Annotated in this window: 9 protein-coding genes; all 9 read right to left on the bottom strand. The window is 45.2% G+C overall.

Features of this window, described 5'->3' with window-relative positions; translation table 11 throughout:
* Positions 1 to 83: 83 nt before the first annotated feature.
* The 9 genes from ACKI5G_RS09135 to ACKI5G_RS09175 all read right to left on the bottom strand — a co-directional run bounded on the left by ACKI5G_RS09135 (position 84) and on the right by ACKI5G_RS09175 (position 17,000).
* A complete protein-coding gene (locus tag ACKI5G_RS09135) occupies positions 84 to 2,291 on the bottom strand; it encodes a tetratricopeptide repeat protein (RefSeq protein ID WP_407399685.1) in 2,208 nt (735 codons plus the stop codon).
* A 294-nt stretch (positions 2,292 to 2,585) separates the two neighbouring features.
* Positions 2,586 to 3,440: a PHP domain-containing protein gene (locus tag ACKI5G_RS09140; protein WP_407399687.1), complete on the bottom strand. Its 855-nt coding sequence runs from the start codon at positions 3,438 to 3,440 to the stop codon at positions 2,586 to 2,588.
* Between the two features lie 49 nt (positions 3,441 to 3,489).
* Positions 3,490 to 5,301, bottom strand: coding sequence for an excinuclease ABC subunit UvrC (gene uvrC, locus ACKI5G_RS09145; RefSeq protein ID WP_407399689.1), 1,812 nt, complete (start codon positions 5,299 to 5,301; stop codon positions 3,490 to 3,492).
* Between the two features lie 159 nt (positions 5,302 to 5,460).
* Positions 5,461 to 8,286: an excinuclease ABC subunit UvrA gene (uvrA, locus tag ACKI5G_RS09150; RefSeq protein WP_407399691.1), complete on the bottom strand. Its 2,826-nt coding sequence runs from the start codon at positions 8,284 to 8,286 to the stop codon at positions 5,461 to 5,463.
* 26 nt (positions 8,287 to 8,312) lie between these two features.
* On the bottom strand, positions 8,313 to 10,340 hold the full coding sequence (gene uvrB, locus ACKI5G_RS09155; protein ID WP_407399693.1) for an excinuclease ABC subunit UvrB: 2,028 nt from the start codon (positions 10,338 to 10,340) through the stop codon (positions 8,313 to 8,315).
* 213 nt (positions 10,341 to 10,553) lie between these two features.
* Positions 10,554 to 12,539, bottom strand: a complete 1,986-nt coding sequence (locus ACKI5G_RS09160; RefSeq protein ID WP_407399695.1) for a sensor histidine kinase — start codon at positions 12,537 to 12,539, stop codon at positions 10,554 to 10,556.
* A 157-nt stretch (positions 12,540 to 12,696) separates the two neighbouring features.
* Positions 12,697 to 13,926, bottom strand: a complete 1,230-nt coding sequence (gene sstT / locus ACKI5G_RS09165; RefSeq protein ID WP_407399697.1) for a serine/threonine transporter SstT — start codon at positions 13,924 to 13,926, stop codon at positions 12,697 to 12,699.
* Between the two features lie 223 nt (positions 13,927 to 14,149).
* Positions 14,150 to 16,633 carry a leucine--tRNA ligase gene (gene leuS, locus ACKI5G_RS09170; protein WP_407399699.1) on the bottom strand — a complete coding sequence of 828 codons (2,484 nt, stop codon included), beginning with the start codon at positions 16,631 to 16,633 and terminating at the stop codon, positions 14,150 to 14,152.
* A 43-nt stretch (positions 16,634 to 16,676) separates the two neighbouring features.
* Entirely contained in the window at positions 16,677 to 17,000 is a 324-nt protein-coding gene (locus tag ACKI5G_RS09175; protein ID WP_407399701.1) for a hypothetical protein, read from the bottom strand.
* Positions 17,001 to 17,075: the final 75 nt, after the last annotated feature.

A 17,075-nucleotide genomic window follows, 5' to 3' on the forward strand; every position in this document is an offset into this window, starting at 1 on the left:
TGAAATAATCAATTAAATAAGGCGATTAGTCACTTTGAAACAAAAAATAGAGTGTGACAAAAATGCCACACCCTATTAATCATTTAGAATTTCTTTACATAATGCATGAAGTTAAACAAGCCATCGGTTATATAGGTGAAAATACTGCTATAATCACTGTAGTATCCACCGGAGCCGGTACGCTCATATACGCCATCCATGGCACCATTCAACGGAGTATCAGTCAAATGGTTTTCTATATGGTTGGCATCAGTAAACCAACGGTTGGCGTAATTAAGTATTGTTGTTCCATCGTTACCATACATGGCAAACACATTTGTGGCCTTGTCATAAGTAAATGCAGTCCACTCGCTCGGATCCTTCTCGTTGGTCATCTTATACCACATAGCAGGCAGATTTGGACGCGCTTCTACTTCCTTTTCAGGATACAGAGCTACCTCATATTTTACCCCTCGACCATCTTGCACCTCGTACTGGGCACCGATTTCACTGTCACCATTGAAAATAGTGTTACGTACCAAGGTTAAAATGTGTGGCTTAATGGTGTAATTCTGTGGATACAGAACATAAGCAGCCAATGGCTGACTGTACTCATATACGCCACTTTCCTGACTATTAACAAAATCCCTTACTATAACAGCCTCATTCGCATCGTCATAACGAACTGCCTGCTTTAAGCCGGCACCATCATAAATGAGATATTCATGGGTATCATAGTCGTAATCGAAGGAGAAGTCACCCCAAATATAACCATAATCCTGTTTAAACAGATATCTACCATGTGGACGGTCAACGAAATCCACAGTAGTTGGGCCATAATTAGCCTTCAGGTAATTGTAGGTCTTCATTGGGTCTTCATAGGAAAGGATATACCGCTGTCCCTCTGAGTAATACTTAAGGACAGTATTATTCAAGTTATAAATTTCCTCAGAACTATTAGTTGGTAACGTGGATGGTGCAGTGGCAATAGCACCGTCAGAAGCCAGCTGCGGACCGTTGCCGGTACCTGGCATAGCAGTAGGTAAATTAACCTCTGAGCCAAGCTGTTCATACTGCTGCTGATATACGCCACTTTCATACTTGGATCGTACATCCTGTGGTACTACTTCCTTATAGAAATCATCAGTTTCGTTCTGCTTAATGCCACCAACAACAGATATAATGACGCCATCATTCTCCCATACAGTCTGAGCTGGGAACTGTGAAGAATTATTGGTAACATATATAGCATCATTCAGCTTCTTTAAATCATCCTTGTACTTATTCATCTTGTCCTGATGACGTTGTTGCTTGGCATTGGCGTGCTTCAAACGTTCATGTTGGAATCGCCCAATATCATCGATGATATTAGGATCGTATTTCTCAGCCTTCCCGTAGTCAGAGTCTGCATCACTCTTCCTGCCCAATGCCTGATTGCAAAGAGACCGATAATAATAGGTATGAGCCGACGTATCATCTAATTCTAAACTCTTATTAAAATCCGCCATGGCCTTATCATATTGGCCCAATGCGTAATAAATAGAGCCTCTTGTATCATAAGAATTGGCATCTTCCTTATCCTTCATTACTGCCCATTGGGCATCGTCAAGGGCCTGTTCATAATTTCCCAATAAGTAATTATGCCATGCTCTATTGTTATATGATCCTGCGTTAGGCGTAACTTCAATACGCTTGGTGTCCCACTCCAGGGCTTCATCATAATTCCCCAATTCCCAGCATGCCTTATCCAGATCACGAATAATAGCATGATCATGACAGCCGTCATCGTAGAGCTTCTTTAAAAACTTGTATGCCTTTTCCCAATCTTTTTCATACACAGCCCTTTCTGCCTGGTTAAAATCATCGCCATGTGCAGCATCAAAGGACCGATTGGCCGCAATTACCTCATTGCACAGATTCGGGAACATGTTTTTTACTGCGTCGTATACCATAAGTGTATTACCGGAAATTTTTACAAAACGGTATTTACACATTGTCACGTTCTCAATGTGAATAGGATTACGGAAATATGTTACCGTATCATCAATTGGATCGAACAAAACATAGTCCTTACCAATTTCATTTACCACAGGTATTCCATAAGGCAAATACTCCTCTTCGTGGGTAGAAAAGGCACATCGAATATAACTGCGCCCGTAGAACTTAACCTCTTTGACATAAGGAACATCCATGCGTAAATAACCGTTTTGTGTGTCAGCTATAATCGGATTTTCCGTATTCTCCGCGTAGGATGTTGCCGTCAGCATCAGCAACATCATCCAAAATATTGCCAATACTCTTCGTAATTTCATAACCATTCCTCCATGATGTTATTTTAGCTTGCAACCCCACAAGCCGTTTACGATTATAGCACTATCAACTACCGCATACAATATAACCGATGGATTCTAATAGGAGTATAATTATTTCCTCATTCTTTTCTAATATTTTTTCACGATATTTATTGTTTTTTAAGACAAAATACCCATTTTTCCTTTATCACATAATTTTTGATTTTAGTGGCTGAATAAAAAACTGCGGTCAAAATGATTTCTTATATCAACCGCAGTTTTTGTACTCTTTGCACTTTTTATTAACTTAGTATTTTATTTACGCCCTATGCTGGCCATTATCTTTTCATAAAATTCAAAGGGCACATTCATATTGCCTTCACGTCCGGTACCCAGTTCGATACCACGACGATTTGTTCCATGGAAGTCAGTGCCGCCGGTGGCCAGCATATTGTACTTCTCGATCATACGGGCTGCAAATTCCGCATCCTCCGGGGAATAATTTGGATAATACCGCTCCATGCCATCAAGTCCGAAGGACATAAGCTCTTTTAGGGATTCCTCCTTCTTCTCCCAGAACCAGCCCTTCATGCCAATATCCTTATGGTAATGGGCCAAAGAGGTTACGCCACCTGCTTTTCTGATTACCGGCAGGGCTTCCTCAGCGGCAATATCACCATAGACGCCCGCTGCCTTAAGGCCTGGATTTAGATATTCATCCCACAGGGTCTGAATCTTACATGGCAGATTCATAGCTACCAGAGTACGCATAATGGCATAACGGTCCAAATGAACGGCAGCATGCTTCTTTACCTTTTCCATGGTGATATCCAAGCCCTTGCTTTGAATATATTCCACCACCTGGTCCATATTCTTTTCCTTATTATGGCGAATCTTGGCATATAGCTGTTTAAATTCAGCATTTTCCTCGTCAAAGCCCAGACAAACAATATGGAGCTTGTGATCCTCGTAGGCCACGGTCATTTCCATACCGTTTATGAAATTAACACCCAGCTTTTTAGCCTCGGCGGCTGCTTCCCCATTTCCCGCAATGGATTCGTGGTCGGTGAGGGTCACTGCCTCCAGCCCCTTTTCCTTGGCCAAATCCACTATATCCCTTGGGGTATACGTACCGTCTGAAACGGTGGAATGTACATGTAAATCTATCATTTTTCTCAATCCTTCTAAAATCAGCATATCATTAAGGCAGGCTCCCGGATTATCCCTTTAAAATTTCCCGGGCCTTAAAGAAATTATACACGGCCTCTGCTGATGGTGTATTCATGCCGTCAAGACCGGCCATTTCCTCCACTGAGGCCTGCTTTATCTTTTCTATGGTGCCAAAATGGTCCATAAGTATTTTTCTCCGTTTAGGGCCGATGCCCTCCACATTGTCCAGCACGGAAACAAGATTCCGCTTATTGCGGAGCTTTCTATGGTAGGTAATGGCAAAGCGATGAGCCTCATCACGGATACGCTGAATAAGATAGAGGGCCTGACTGCTTCGTGGTAGTATCACCGGTTCAGATTCCCCTTCGCGGTAAACCTCCTCAAAGCGCTTGGCCAGTCCAACTACAGGAACTGTAAGATGACCAGCCCCGCGAATAATCTCACAGGCACTACTTAGCTGGCCTTTACCGCCATCAATGATAATTAAATCCGGCATTTCCGCATCTGCCTTGCCATAACGGCGCATAGTTACCTCACGCATGGACTTGAAATCATCCGGCTTGCCCTCGGCACTTTGAATTTTAAAGCGGCGATAATCGGATTTTTTCGGCACCCCATCCTCGAATACCACCATGGAAGCCACGGTTTCCGAGCCCTGGGTATGGGAAATATCAAAGCACTCCATACGGGTTGGTGGATTTACCAATCCCAAATATTTTCCCAGCTCCTGTACAGCCCCCACAGTCTGGGCATTGGCCTGCTTTAAACGGGCACTTTCATCAGCCAGAGCCTTTTCCGCATTGCCAATTGCCATTTCCACAATATCCCGCTTGGTACCCCGCTTTGGCACATTGAGGGAAACCTTGTATTTGGTCTGTTCTCCCAGCCACTGCTCCAACAGCTCCTGCTCCTCTATTTCCATCGGAAGCAATATTTCCCGTGGAATAAAGGTGGCCTGATTATAATACTGCTTCAAAAAGGCTATGAGCAACGCTTCATCCGTTTCTTCCTCACTGCCATCAAGAAGGAAATAATCCCTGCCTACCATTTTACCACTGCGGACATAAAAAATCTGCATACAAACGCCCAAACCTGAACGGGCCATGCCAATGGCATCCTGATCACCCACACCGATAATAATGCGCTGCTTTTCGGAAATCTTCTGCACTGCCAACAGCTGATCCCGCAGGCGGGCAGCCCGTTCAAATTCCAGCTTGTCAGCCGCCTCATTCATTCGGTGCTTCAGATTATACTCCACCTGCTCCGTACGTCCCTCAAGGAACAGCAAAACCTCATCTATCATGAGCTTGTATTCTTCAGGTGATATTTTCCCGGCACATGGGGCCAGACACCGTTTAATGTGATGCTCCAAACATGGGCGGTCCGAATCCATACGGCGACAGCTCCGCAACGGAAACAGCTTTTTTAAGAGCCGCAGACTTTCATGAAGGGCCGTCACATTTGTGTAGGGGCCGAAATACTTGGCTCCGTCCCGTGCCACCCGTCTTGTTATGTGAACGCGGGGAAATACCTCGTTGGTGGTGACCTTTAAATATGGATAATTTTTGTCATCCTTCAGACTAATGTTGTATTTGGGACGATGCTTCTTTATAAGATTGCACTCCAAAATCAGGGCCTCCACCTCGGAGCCGGTGAGTATAGTTTCAAAATCCTCGATACGGGCCACCATGGATTTCACCTTGACAGAATGACTGCTGTTTTGGCGGAAATACTGGGTAACTCGGTTTTTAAGGCTTATGGCCTTGCCCACATAGATTATTTTGCCCTTGGCGTCCTTCATGATGTAGACGCCTGGGGAATGTGGCAGAAGCACCAGCTTTTCCTCTATAGTGTTATTCATTCCGTCACCTCTAAAGTAATATTATATATTAGGTCAGAGGCAGTTGGCTTCAGCCAATCTGCCCCTGACCGTTTTACTGCATTATTTCAAGGGCAGAGGCGATTGTCTAGAGCAACAGCTTCGTGCTATAGGCAACGCCTCTGTCCCATAATAATATTTTTAGTGCTTTTCCTCTAGTAATGGTTTTAGGAACCGGCCTGTGTAGGACTTCTTGGTCTTGGCCACCTTTTCCGGGGTGCCCTCAACTACGATAGTGCCACCCTTATCGCCACCTTCCGGTCCAAGGTCGATAATATGATCTGCGGATTTTATTACATCAAGGTTATGCTCAATAACCACAACGGTGTCACCGCCATCCACCAAACGCTGAAGAATAGCCAGCAGCTTATGAATATCCGCTGCATGAAGGCCCGTGGTCGGCTCATCCAATATATACATAGTTTTACCGGTGGAACGCTTGGACAGCTCCGTAGCCAGCTTAACTCGCTGGGCTTCACCGCCGGAAAGAGTGGTGGCTGCCTGTCCCAGCTTAACATAGCCCAGTCCCACATCCTGCATTATCTGCAATTTATTGGCAATACGAGGCACATTCCTGAAGAACTCCACTGCCTCATCCACTATCATATCCAGCACATCGGAGATGGATTTGCCCTTATATTTAACCTCCAAGGTTTCCGTATTATAACGGGCCCCCTTGCACACCTCGCAAGGCACATATACATCTGGCAGGAAGTGCATTTCAATCTTTATAATACCATCACCACGACAGGACTCGCAGCGTCCGCCCTTTACATTGAAGCTAAAGCGCCCTGGCTTGTAGCCCCGCAGCTTTGCCTCTGTGGTCTGGCTGAACAAGGTCCTTATCATGTCAAAGACCCCAGTATAGGTGGCTGGATTGGAGCGTGGTGTTCTGCCAATAGGGGACTGGTCTATATTGATAATCTTATCAATATTCTTAAGCCCTTTGATTTCCTTGAACTGGCCTGGCTTACCCTTGGTGCGGTACAGCTTTGACGCAATACCCTTGTACAATATCTCATTTATAAGGGTACTCTTGCCAGAGCCGGAAACTCCGGTAACCACTATAAAGGTCCCCAACGGAAACTTAACCGAAAGATTTTTCAGATTATTTTCCTTGGCCCCAATGACTTCCACAAAAAGGCCATTGCCTTCACGACGTTCCTGTGGTACCGGAATATACTTTTTACGGCTTAAATACTGGCCTGTTACGGACTCATCCACCGCCATTATTTCCTTGGCAGTACCCTGGGCCACCACTGTACCACCATTTGTCCCGGCTCCCGGGCCAATATCTATAATGTGGTCCGCCGCAAACATGGTATCCTCGTCATGCTCCACAATAAGAAGGGTATTGCCCAAATCCCGAAGATTTTTCAAGGCAGAAAGAAGCCGTTCATTGTCCCGCTGATGATGGCCGATACTTGGCTCATCAAGAATATACAGCACTCCAACAAGTCCGGAGCCTATCTGGGTGGCCAGACGGATACGCTGGGCTTCACCGCCTGAGAGGGTTCCCGCTGCTCTGGAAAGGGTAAGATAATCAAGACCAACTGTGATCAAAAATCCCAGACGGGCATGAATTTCCTTTAAAATCTGAGCTGCAATTTTCTGCTCCCGCTGGGTCAGCTCCAAATTGTCAAAAAAGGTGGCACAATCCCGTACGGTCATTTCCGTTACCTGCTGAATATTCCTTTCCCCCACAGTTACTGACAGGGACTCAGGCTTCAAGCGGGCTCCATTACATACAGGACACTTATGGATGGTCATGTAATTTTCCAGATCCTCCCGCATGGCATCCGAATCCGACTCCCGATAACGACGGTCCAACAGAGGCATTACCCCCTCAAATGGACCAGTATGAATCTTATATACACCAAACATATTCTCATAGCCGAAGCTATATTTCTTTTCCCCGGTGCCATAAAGGAGTTCCTCCTGAAGCTCCGGCTTCATATCCTCCCAGGGTGTATCAAGGGTAGCTCCATAAGCCTCGCATACTGACCCCCTCTGGCACATGGTATAGGATTTAGGATTATTGGTAAGTGGTGCAATAAGGCCCTCCGCCAAGCTAAGGGAAGTATCCGGCATTACCAGGTCTATATCAAACTCACTATGACTTCCAAGACCACTGCAAGCTGGACAGGCACCAAAAGGATTGTTGAAGGAAAACATGCGGGGAGCAATTTCCGGCAGACTGATACCACAGTCAATGCAGGCAAAATTCTGGCTGAACATGAGCATTTCCCCGTCCACGATCTGAACATAGGCCACTCCCTCACCCAGCTTTAATGCTGCCTCCATGGACTCCGCCAAACGCTGGCGAATTTCATCTCTGATAACAAGACGGTCCACCACTACTTCAATGGTATGCTTCTTGTTTTTCTCCAGATTGATTTCCTCGCTGGCATCCATGATTTCACCGTCAATACGAACACGGATATAGCCCTCCTTGCGGATATGCTCCAGCAGCTTTTTATGTTCACCCTTCTTGCCCCGAACCACCTGGGCAATTATCAGCAGCTTGGTGCGCTCAGGCAGCTCCAACAGCTGGGCCAGCATCTGGTCAATAGACTGTTGATTTACCGGCTTGCCACACTTTGGACAATGAGGCCGCCCAGCCCTTGCAAAGAGAAGACGCATATAATCATAAATTTCCGTTACTGTTCCCACCGTAGAGCGGGGATTACGGCTGGTGGTTTTCTGGTCAATGGAAATAGCCGGGGAAAGCCCCTCAATATAGTCCACATCCGGCTTATCCATCTGCCCCAAGAACATACGGGCATAGGATGACAGTGACTCCACATAGCGACGCTGTCCCTCGGCATACACCGTATCAAAGGCCAGGGATGACTTCCCGGACCCGGAAAGGCCCGTGACTACTACCATTTTGTCACGGGGAATATCTACGTTTATATTTTTCAGATTGTGGACTCTCGCCCCCTTGATTCTGATATATTTTTCCATTTAAAACCTCTTCTATATCTTACAATTTACTTATTTTTTCCTTCCAGCTCCCAAATCATATCACGGAGCTCTGCCGCCTTTTCAAATTCCAGGGCCCTGGAAGCCTGCTGCATTTCTCTGGTAAGTGTCTTGATGAGAGCTTCCTTGTTCTTGGCTGTAAGCTTCTTTTTCTTCTTGCCATCATCAGTTCTGTATGCAGCGGCCGTCTCAGCCACCAGAGTTGTTTCAATCAACGCCTTTACAGGCTTGATAATAGTCTTTGGTACAATGCCGTGCGCCTTGTTATAGGACTGCTGAATTTCCCGGCGGCGTTCCGTTTCATCCATGGCACGCTTCATGGAATCGGTGATTCTGTCGGCATACATAATAACTTTGCCCTCTGCGTTACGGGCAGCTCGACCAATAGTCTGAATCAGTGATGTATCAGAACGGAGAAAGCCTTCCTTGTCTGCATCCAAAATAGCCACCAAGGACACCTCCGGCATATCCAGACCTTCGCGGAGAAGGTTAATGCCCACCAGCACGTCAAATTCGCCGGCACGCAAATCATGGATAATTTCCGCCCTCTCAAAGGTGGCAATATCCGAATGAAGATATCTCACTCTGATACCGGTTTCCTTTAAATACTCCGTGAGATTTTCCGCCATCTTTTTGGTAAGGGTGGTTACCAGCACCCGCTGGTCCTTCTTTACTCGGAGCTTTATCTCTCCCAAAAGGTCATCAATCTGGCCCTCCAATGGACGGACCTCCACTTCAGGGTCAAGGAGTCCCGTTGGGCGTATAATCTGCTGTACCACCTGCTGAGCCCCGGACAGCTCATATTTGGCAGGAGTTGCAGATACATAAACAATCTGATTTATTCGCTGCTCAAATTCCTCAAATCTTAGCGGACGATTATCAAAGGCAGATGGCAGGCGAAAGCCATTATCCACCAAGGATTCCTTTCGTGAACGGTCACCGGCGTACATAGCCCTCAGCTGTGGCAAGGTAACATGGGACTCATCAATAACCATCATAAAATCTTCCGGAAAATAATCCAGCAGTGTATATGGTGCCTCCCCGGGAGCCCGCTGGGTCAGGTGACGGGAGTAATTCTCGATGCCCGAGCAATAGCCCATTTCCTGAATCATTTCCAAATCATAGTTGGTGCGTTGTTCAATGCGCTGGGCCTCAATGAGCTTGTCGTGCTTCCTGAAAAACTTGACCTGCTCCTCCATCTCAGCCCTGATGGTGCCCATGGCAATCTCCAGATCTTCCTTTGGCGTTACATAATGGGAGGCCGGGAAAACCATGGAATGAATGCGCTCTCCAAAAATTTCTCCCGTCAGCACGTCAAATTCCACAATGCGGTCAATCTCGTCACCGAACATCTCAATGCGTACACCACGGTTATTGTATCCGGCAGGAAAAATCTCTACCACATCACCACGCACCCGAAAATGACCACGCTCCAGCACCACATCATTACGGTCATACTGCATATTCACCAGACGGCGCAAAATATCATTTCTATCTATCTCCTGCCCCTTATGAAGGGAAAGTACCATTTCGTGATAGCTCTCAGGGGAACCAAGGCCGTAGATACAGGACACACTGGCCACAATAATAACATCCCGCCGTTCAAAGAGAGAGCAGGTGGCAGAATGGCGCAGCTCATCAATTTCATCATTTATGGAAGCATCCTTCTCTATATACGTATCAGTAGAAGCGATATATGCCTCAGGCTGATAATAATCGTAGTAGGAAACAAAATATCCCACATAATTATTGGGAAAGAATGTCTTAAACTCGCTGGCCAGCTGGGCCGCCAGTGTCTTATTATGGGCAATCACCAGCGTAGGCTTCTGTACCTTTTCAATGAGCTTGGCAATAGTAAAGGTTTTGCCGGTACCGGTAGCACCCAGCAGCACCTGAGCCTCCTGACCATTTTCGATACCTCCGGCCAAATCCTCAATGGCCTGATTCTGGTCACCCATAGGCTCAAAGGGAGCTACCACCTTAAAGGGAGTTCCCTCCCCAAAATCTATATTATTTAATTTAGGGACCTCTGCCATTTCCTTACCTCCCTAAGCAATATGAAAGCATACGGTTTTTCATCAGCCCTTACACGAAATATACGAACAATAATAGAACATACTCTCGTTATTATACTCCATCTATTCAAATTTTGCCAGTATAGAGAAATCTGTTTTTTAAAGAAAATTATTATTAATAACTAAAAAGCAGGAAACAGCCACTTACTGCATTACTGTCTCCTGCCCAATTACTCACGCAATATCAAAGGACATGGTTACGGTTACGATGGTTCCCAAATCAACTGCACTATATACTGCTATTGTACCTCCGATTTTTTCCAGCAGCTGTTTTGCCACATAAAGCCCCAAGCCTTGCCCGTTCGCCCAAGGATCCACCTGTCGATTTTCCTGGGTATAGGCGTCAAACATATTATTCTGGAACTCCTGTGATATTCCGATTCCTTCATCAGATATTTTTACCTTGCAGTTAATCCTGCCACCATGGGCCTTAGCCTCTGCCGAGCAATGAATTTCCGTTCCCTCAGGACTATATTTCAACGCATTATGCACTATGTTAAACAGTATGCGCTTCACATAGAGCATATTCCCCACCACCTCTGAATACTTAAGGGAGCTGATATTCTCATCAGCATACAGCTCAATTTTTTTCTTTTCGGCTATAGGCTCAGCAAAGGCCTTAACATATTTGTAAATATCGTAAAGATCGAAGGTTTCAGGTTTAGATTTATCCTTCACACTCTTTAGCTCGCTGGCCTTCTTAATATCCTGAGCCAGCTCCTCCATAAGGGCGAAATTCATACGGAGATGGCCTACATCTTCTGCGCCAAGTGATTCCTTGCCTTCAATAATATGCTCCAGAATGTATACTACATCGGACATATTATCCCCCATATTATTGATAACTGCGTTATTAACGTCCATATCATCACTGAAGGTCTGAATATCCAGCTTCAGCCTCTCCTCAGTCTCCATCTTCAGCTTCATCACATCATCCACATTACGGATGGCAATAATAGCACTCTTTTTATCAGCCATATTAAAAAGACGGCACTGCATGTACACTGTCTTTTGTTTCCGAACAATCCGATAGCTATGGGTAAAGTCACGCTCATTGGCCAAAATATTCTTTATGGAATCAAGGGAGAACAATTCCTGCATTTTAGGGACATCGGCATCAAACACATAATTCTCCAAATAATCCTCTTTTATGTCCTCAAAGCTGAAGGTCTTGTTTTCATAATACAAATTCTGCACCTGAACTGAGGAATCATGTCCTACATTAAGTATCTCGGTTTCACCTGAATACAGATCCACCTTTAATACAGTAGTGTATTTCATAGTAAGGGATGAAATTATTTCCCGCATCTGTGACTCTTTTTCATTATCAACTGCTAATGTGGCAGAGCCGTAGGCCTTTACAGGCTTTCCATCCTTGTCAAATTCCGTGACATAGCGAACATGAAATGGGATTCTGTCAGCCGTCAGGGGGATAACGCCCTCAATCTGTGCCTCACCCTGAGCCAGCCTTTCATGCCAGTTACGGTACATATCCTCGTAATCCCGTGGGAAAATACCATTCTCAAAAACAGGATCAGGATAATTTTCCACCACCGGCGGCAATCCCAAGTCCCTCATACATCTAGTACAAGGCCGCATTTCATGAGTGACAATATCGTATTCCCATGCATATATATTTGCCTGCTCTGCTGCCATACGGAATTTTGTTTCGTTGTCGGATATACTCTTAAAGGAGTGCTGCATTTCCGTATCATTGTACAATAAAGCGCAGTACAGCACTTCATTATCCTTCTTGGCAACCACACGAAGCTGAAAGACTAAACAGCATTCCTGATAGCCACAGCACTGAGAAAATGAGCGGAACCATATTGCATCCGTTTCGTAACTTTTGTTCCTCTCAGCACGTTTTAACAGCCTATTGAATTTTTGTTTTTCCTTATCGTCGGAAAACTGCCATTTTCCCTCAACGCCCACCCTATCAAGAGAAGCCTGGGGAAGAATATTTTCTTCATATTTGTCGTTTGTCAGTTCCAAATGCATAACATCATCATAATATGTAAAGTAAATCACTGCGTCCATATACTGGTTCAGCAGATAACTGACCGTGGCATCCCCACAGGAAAAAATCTTAAATTCCTGAGGATTAATAAAAGCCTTAGGTCTGTTCAACCACACAGAATTCGCACTTGTAATACTCATAATGCCCTCTCCTGTTCTTCCCGAATATATTTAGAATTTCATTTCATTCACAATTGCATCCAGCTAACGAAATTATTTTTCCAATCAAAAAGGATTTTCTACCGTCAAGATAGAAAATCCTTCTTTTTTCTCATTAAATTTCAGGTGAATTTATCTATTAAAAATTCATGTTTACTTCTTCGCCACGATTAAGGCGTTCCTTAAATTCCGCAGTTGCTGCAAAGAGAGCATCCGTGGAAGAATTAAGAGCCGTTTCACAGGAATCCTGAATTACGCCAATTATGAAGCCTACACCTACAGCCTGCATAGCAATATCATTGGAAATTCCAAAGAGAGAGCATGCCATAGGAATCAGGAGCAGTGAGCCGCCGGCAACACCGGAAGCACCGCAGGCACCTACAGTAGCCAAAACAGAAAGAATGATGGCAGTTGGAATATCTACCTGAATACCGAGGGTATGAGCCACTGCCAAGGTCATAACCGTAATTGTTATTGCGGCACCCTCCATATTAATAGTAGCTCCAAGCGGAACGGATACGGAATAGAAATCCTCATCCAGTCCCAATTCCTTGCACAGCTCCATATTAACCGGAATATTAGCGGCAGAGCTTCTGGTAAAGAACGCGGTTACACCAGAAGTACGAAGACACTTCCAATTCAGGGAATATGGATTTTTCCGCAGGAACATGAATACGATTAATGGATTTACGATAAAGGTCATCAGGAACATGGTCCCTACCAAAACCACCAACAGCATACCGTAATCCACGAAAATAGCCATACCATTTTCCGATACAGCAGAATAAACCAAGCCCATAATACCAAATGGAGCCAACTGAATAATCCAGGAAACAGCGCGGGATACTACTGCAGCAAACTCAGCTACTATCTCTCTGGTACCCTCAGAGGCCAGCTTCTTAAAGCCCAAGCCAAAAATAATCGCCCAACAGAGAATACCTACATAATTGGCATTCATCAATGCTGCAACAGGATTTGCCACCATATTGGTAAGGATCGTCTTGATAACCTCACCAATACCCCCTGGCGGAGTATTGGTAGCCGCGTCAGTAAGAACCATCCCAACAGGCATGGCAAAGCTAAAGCAAACCGCTGCTGCCGCAGCCAAAAGAGTTCCAACTACATAGAGGAATACCACCGTTCTAAATCTGCCACCAATATCACCGGATGCATTGGCCAACGCACTGATAACCAATACAAAAACCAATATTGGGGCGATGCCCTTCAATAAACCAACAAACAGGTTACCAAAAATTGGAACCACGCCATTATCCGGAAGAGTAAGGGCCAGGGCAATACCTACAGCCAAACCACAGATTATTCGTAAAATCAGGCTGATACTCTGCCATTTCTTAAATGCTGTTACCATAAAAAATAAACTCCTTATATTAAAAATATTAGACCCAGGTGGTACACCACCTAGAAACATATTCTAGTGGTACGAGACATTTATGTCAAGGAAAATCCACTCTATATGGACATGTATACTAAAAATCTTTTCTATGTGGATATTCTCCATAAAAACAAGTGACCCTGCCAAAAATACATATCTTTGGCAGGGCCCATTTATCAATATTTTCAGGTAATACCTATTACTTTACAACTACGTTTACAAGTTTATCAGGAACGCAAATCATCTTTACAATATTTTTGCCCTCAGTAAGCTCCTGAACACGGCTGTTGTTTTTGGCAGCCTCCTCCATTTCCTCACGGCTAATGCCGGTGGCAATCATAATGCGGTCACGAACCTTGCCATTAATCTGGAGAACGATTTCCACCTCAGACTTAACGGTGGCAACCTCATCACATACAGGCCACTTCTGGGCGTGAACACTGCTGTCCTCACCGATAAGCTCAGACCACAACTCCTCTGTCATGTGTGGGGCAAATGGTGCCAGCATCTTAACGAGATTCAGGGAAACCTCACGAACCAGACCAGCATTCACATTTTCATCATTCTGGAACTTATAGAACTCGTTAACCAGCTCCATAATAGAACTGATGGCTGTATTGAACATGAAACGGTCACGAATGTCTTCAGTAACCTTCTTGATGGTAACATGAAGAACGCGACGCAGCTCCTTCTCATCATCGGTTAAACCGTTCTTATCATAATCATCAGCCGCAGACTTAATCTTATCCTCAAACTGGCTGACAATACGCCATACACGATTCAGGAAGCGGAAGGAGCCTGCTACGCCTTCATCGCTCCAATCCAAATCACGGTCTACCGGAGCAGCAAACATGATAAACAGGCGGGCAGTATCTGCACCGTATTCGCCGATGATTTCCTCTGGGGATACGACATTACCCTTGGATTTTGACATTTTGCTGCCGTCCTTCAGAACCATACCCTGGGTAAGGAGATTGCTGAATGGCTCTGCAAAGTCCACCAGCCCCTCATCACGAAGAACCTTGGTTACGAAACGGGAATAGAGCAAATGGAGAATAGCATGCTCTATACCACCGATGTACTGGTCAACAGGAGCCCAATAGTTTACCTTGTCAGTATCAAATGGCTTCTTATCATTCTTAGGATCGGTGTAGCGGAGATAATACCAGGAGGAACAAATAAATGTATCCATGGTATCGGTTTCACGCTTAGCCGGCTTGCCACACTTTGGACAGGTGCAATTAACAAACTCTTCACACTGTGCCAGTGGTGAAACTGCACCAGCCTCGAAGTTTACATTTTCTGGCAGCATTACAGGAAGCTGATCCTCAGGAACCAGCTGCTCGCCACAATCATCACAGTAAATAACAGGAATTGGGGCACCCCAGTACCGCTGACGGGAAATCAGCCAGTCACGAAGACGGTAATTTACGCGACGCTTACCGAAACCCACTTTTTCTGCCTTGTCCATAATTCCCTTGCTGGCAGTCTTAATATCCTGACCATCAAATTCACCGGAATTGCAGAGGATACCGTCCTTATCGGTATAAGCCTCAGTCATTTCATCGACCTTCAGCTCAACCCCCTTCGGCTGCAGGGTAACAATTATATCCAAATTGTATTTCTTGGCAAACATCCAGTCACGCTGGTCCTCAGATGGTACACCCATAACTGCACCAGTACCATAATCAGCCAATACATAGTTGGTAACCCAGATTTCCGCCTTATTGCCATTATATGGGTTAATCATGTATACGCCTGTGCCTACGCCCTCCTTCTCGGATTCAGAGGAAGTACGTTCTATATCAGACTGGCTCTGAACCTTCTTAACGAAGACACGGATTTCTTCAGCCTTTTCCGGCTTGGCCTTGCAGATAGCCTCCACCATTGGATGCTCAACAGCCAACGCCACAAAGGTAATACCATAAGCGGTATCAGGACGGGTTGTGTATACAGACAGGGTCTCGTTGAGCTCCGGAACCTCAAAATTCAGCTCCAAACCCTCGCTACGGCCAATCCAGTTGTCCTGCATGATTTTAACACGCTCCGGCCAGCCCTTCAAAAGCTCCAGATCCTTCAGCAGCACATCTGCATAATCGGTAATCTTAAAGAACCACTGGGACAGATCCTTCTTTACTACTTCATTGTCACAACGCCAGCACAGGCCATCAATAACCTGCTCATTGGCCAATACAGTACCACAGGTGTCGCACCAATTTACATAGGCCTTTTTCTTATATGCCAGACCACGCTTATAGAAAAGCTGGAACAGCCACTGAGTCCACTTATAATAGTCAGGACGGCAGGTAGCCACCTCCCGGTCCCAATCATAGGACAGACCCATTTCACGCTGCTGGCGCTTCATGTTGTCCATATTGGAATAGGTCCAGTCCGCTGGCTTTACACCATGCTTGATAGCCGCATTTTCCGCAGGCATACCAAAGGCATCAAAGCCCATTGGATGAATAACATTAAATCCCTCCATGGTCTTGTAACGGGCAAGTACATCACCAATGGAATAGTTACGCACATGGCCCATGTGAAGATTTCCGGATGGATATGGGAACATCTCCAGAGTATAATATTTTGGTTTTTTAGGGTCCATTTCAGTTTTGTAAGCATTGGACTCAAGCCATTTTTTCTGCCATTTCTTTTCAATCTTTTGTGGCATGTATTTCTCCACAGTGAAGCCCCCCATACGTTTAATTCTATATTTTTACAAAAATTTATTTTTTCTTCATGGACTGGCCCTTTACCACCGGGGTGATAACGATGTCCCAATCCTCGCGTTTTACTTTAAGGGTATAATTCTTGATGCCCTCGCGGAAAAGCTCCATTTTTAATTCAAGGAGCTTTCGTCCCAACTTTTCCAGGGTTTCGTCATCAAGACCGGACATGGAAAGACTATTCTTTGCGGTGCCGAAAATCTTTTCACGGCGCTTTTTGTCCTCAGCAGCCTCCGCCGCCATAAACTGTGCTTCCATGGTTACTTCTTCCACGTAACCATCCAGCATATTCTTATCAGATAATCCCTTTGGTATCTTTCCCATAGTCTTATCCCCTTCTAGTTCTACTTAGCCCTTCTTGGCCTTGGCCCAGCTGTCCTTAAGACCAACTACACGGTT

This window comes from Anaerovibrio sp. (genome assembly GCF_045637405.1).
Taxonomy (GTDB): domain Bacteria; phylum Bacillota; class Negativicutes; order Selenomonadales; family Selenomonadaceae; genus Anaerovibrio.

Bases quoted from the DNA above. Each gene is read 5' to 3' on its own strand.
- ACKI5G_RS09135 (WP_407399685.1), bottom strand. From the start codon at position 2,291: ATGAAATTACGAAGAGTATTGGCAATATTTTGGATGATGTTGCTGATG.
- ACKI5G_RS09140 (WP_407399687.1), bottom strand. From the start codon at position 3,440: ATGATAGATTTACATGTACATTCCACCGTTTCAGACGGTACGTATACC.
- uvrC (WP_407399689.1), bottom strand. From the start codon at position 5,301: ATGAATAACACTATAGAGGAAAAGCTGGTGCTTCTGCCACATTCCCCA.
- uvrA (WP_407399691.1), bottom strand. From the start codon at position 8,286: ATGGAAAAATATATCAGAATCAAGGGGGCGAGAGTCCACAATCTGAAA.
- uvrB (WP_407399693.1), bottom strand. From the start codon at position 10,340: ATGGCAGAGGTCCCTAAATTAAATAATATAGATTTTGGGGAGGGAACT.
- ACKI5G_RS09160 (WP_407399695.1), bottom strand. From the start codon at position 12,539: ATGAGTATTACAAGTGCGAATTCTGTGTGGTTGAACAGACCTAAGGCT.
- sstT (WP_407399697.1), bottom strand. From the start codon at position 13,926: ATGGTAACAGCATTTAAGAAATGGCAGAGTATCAGCCTGATTTTACGA.
- ACKI5G_RS09175 (WP_407399701.1), bottom strand. From the start codon at position 17,000: ATGGGAAAGATACCAAAGGGATTATCTGATAAGAATATGCTGGATGGT.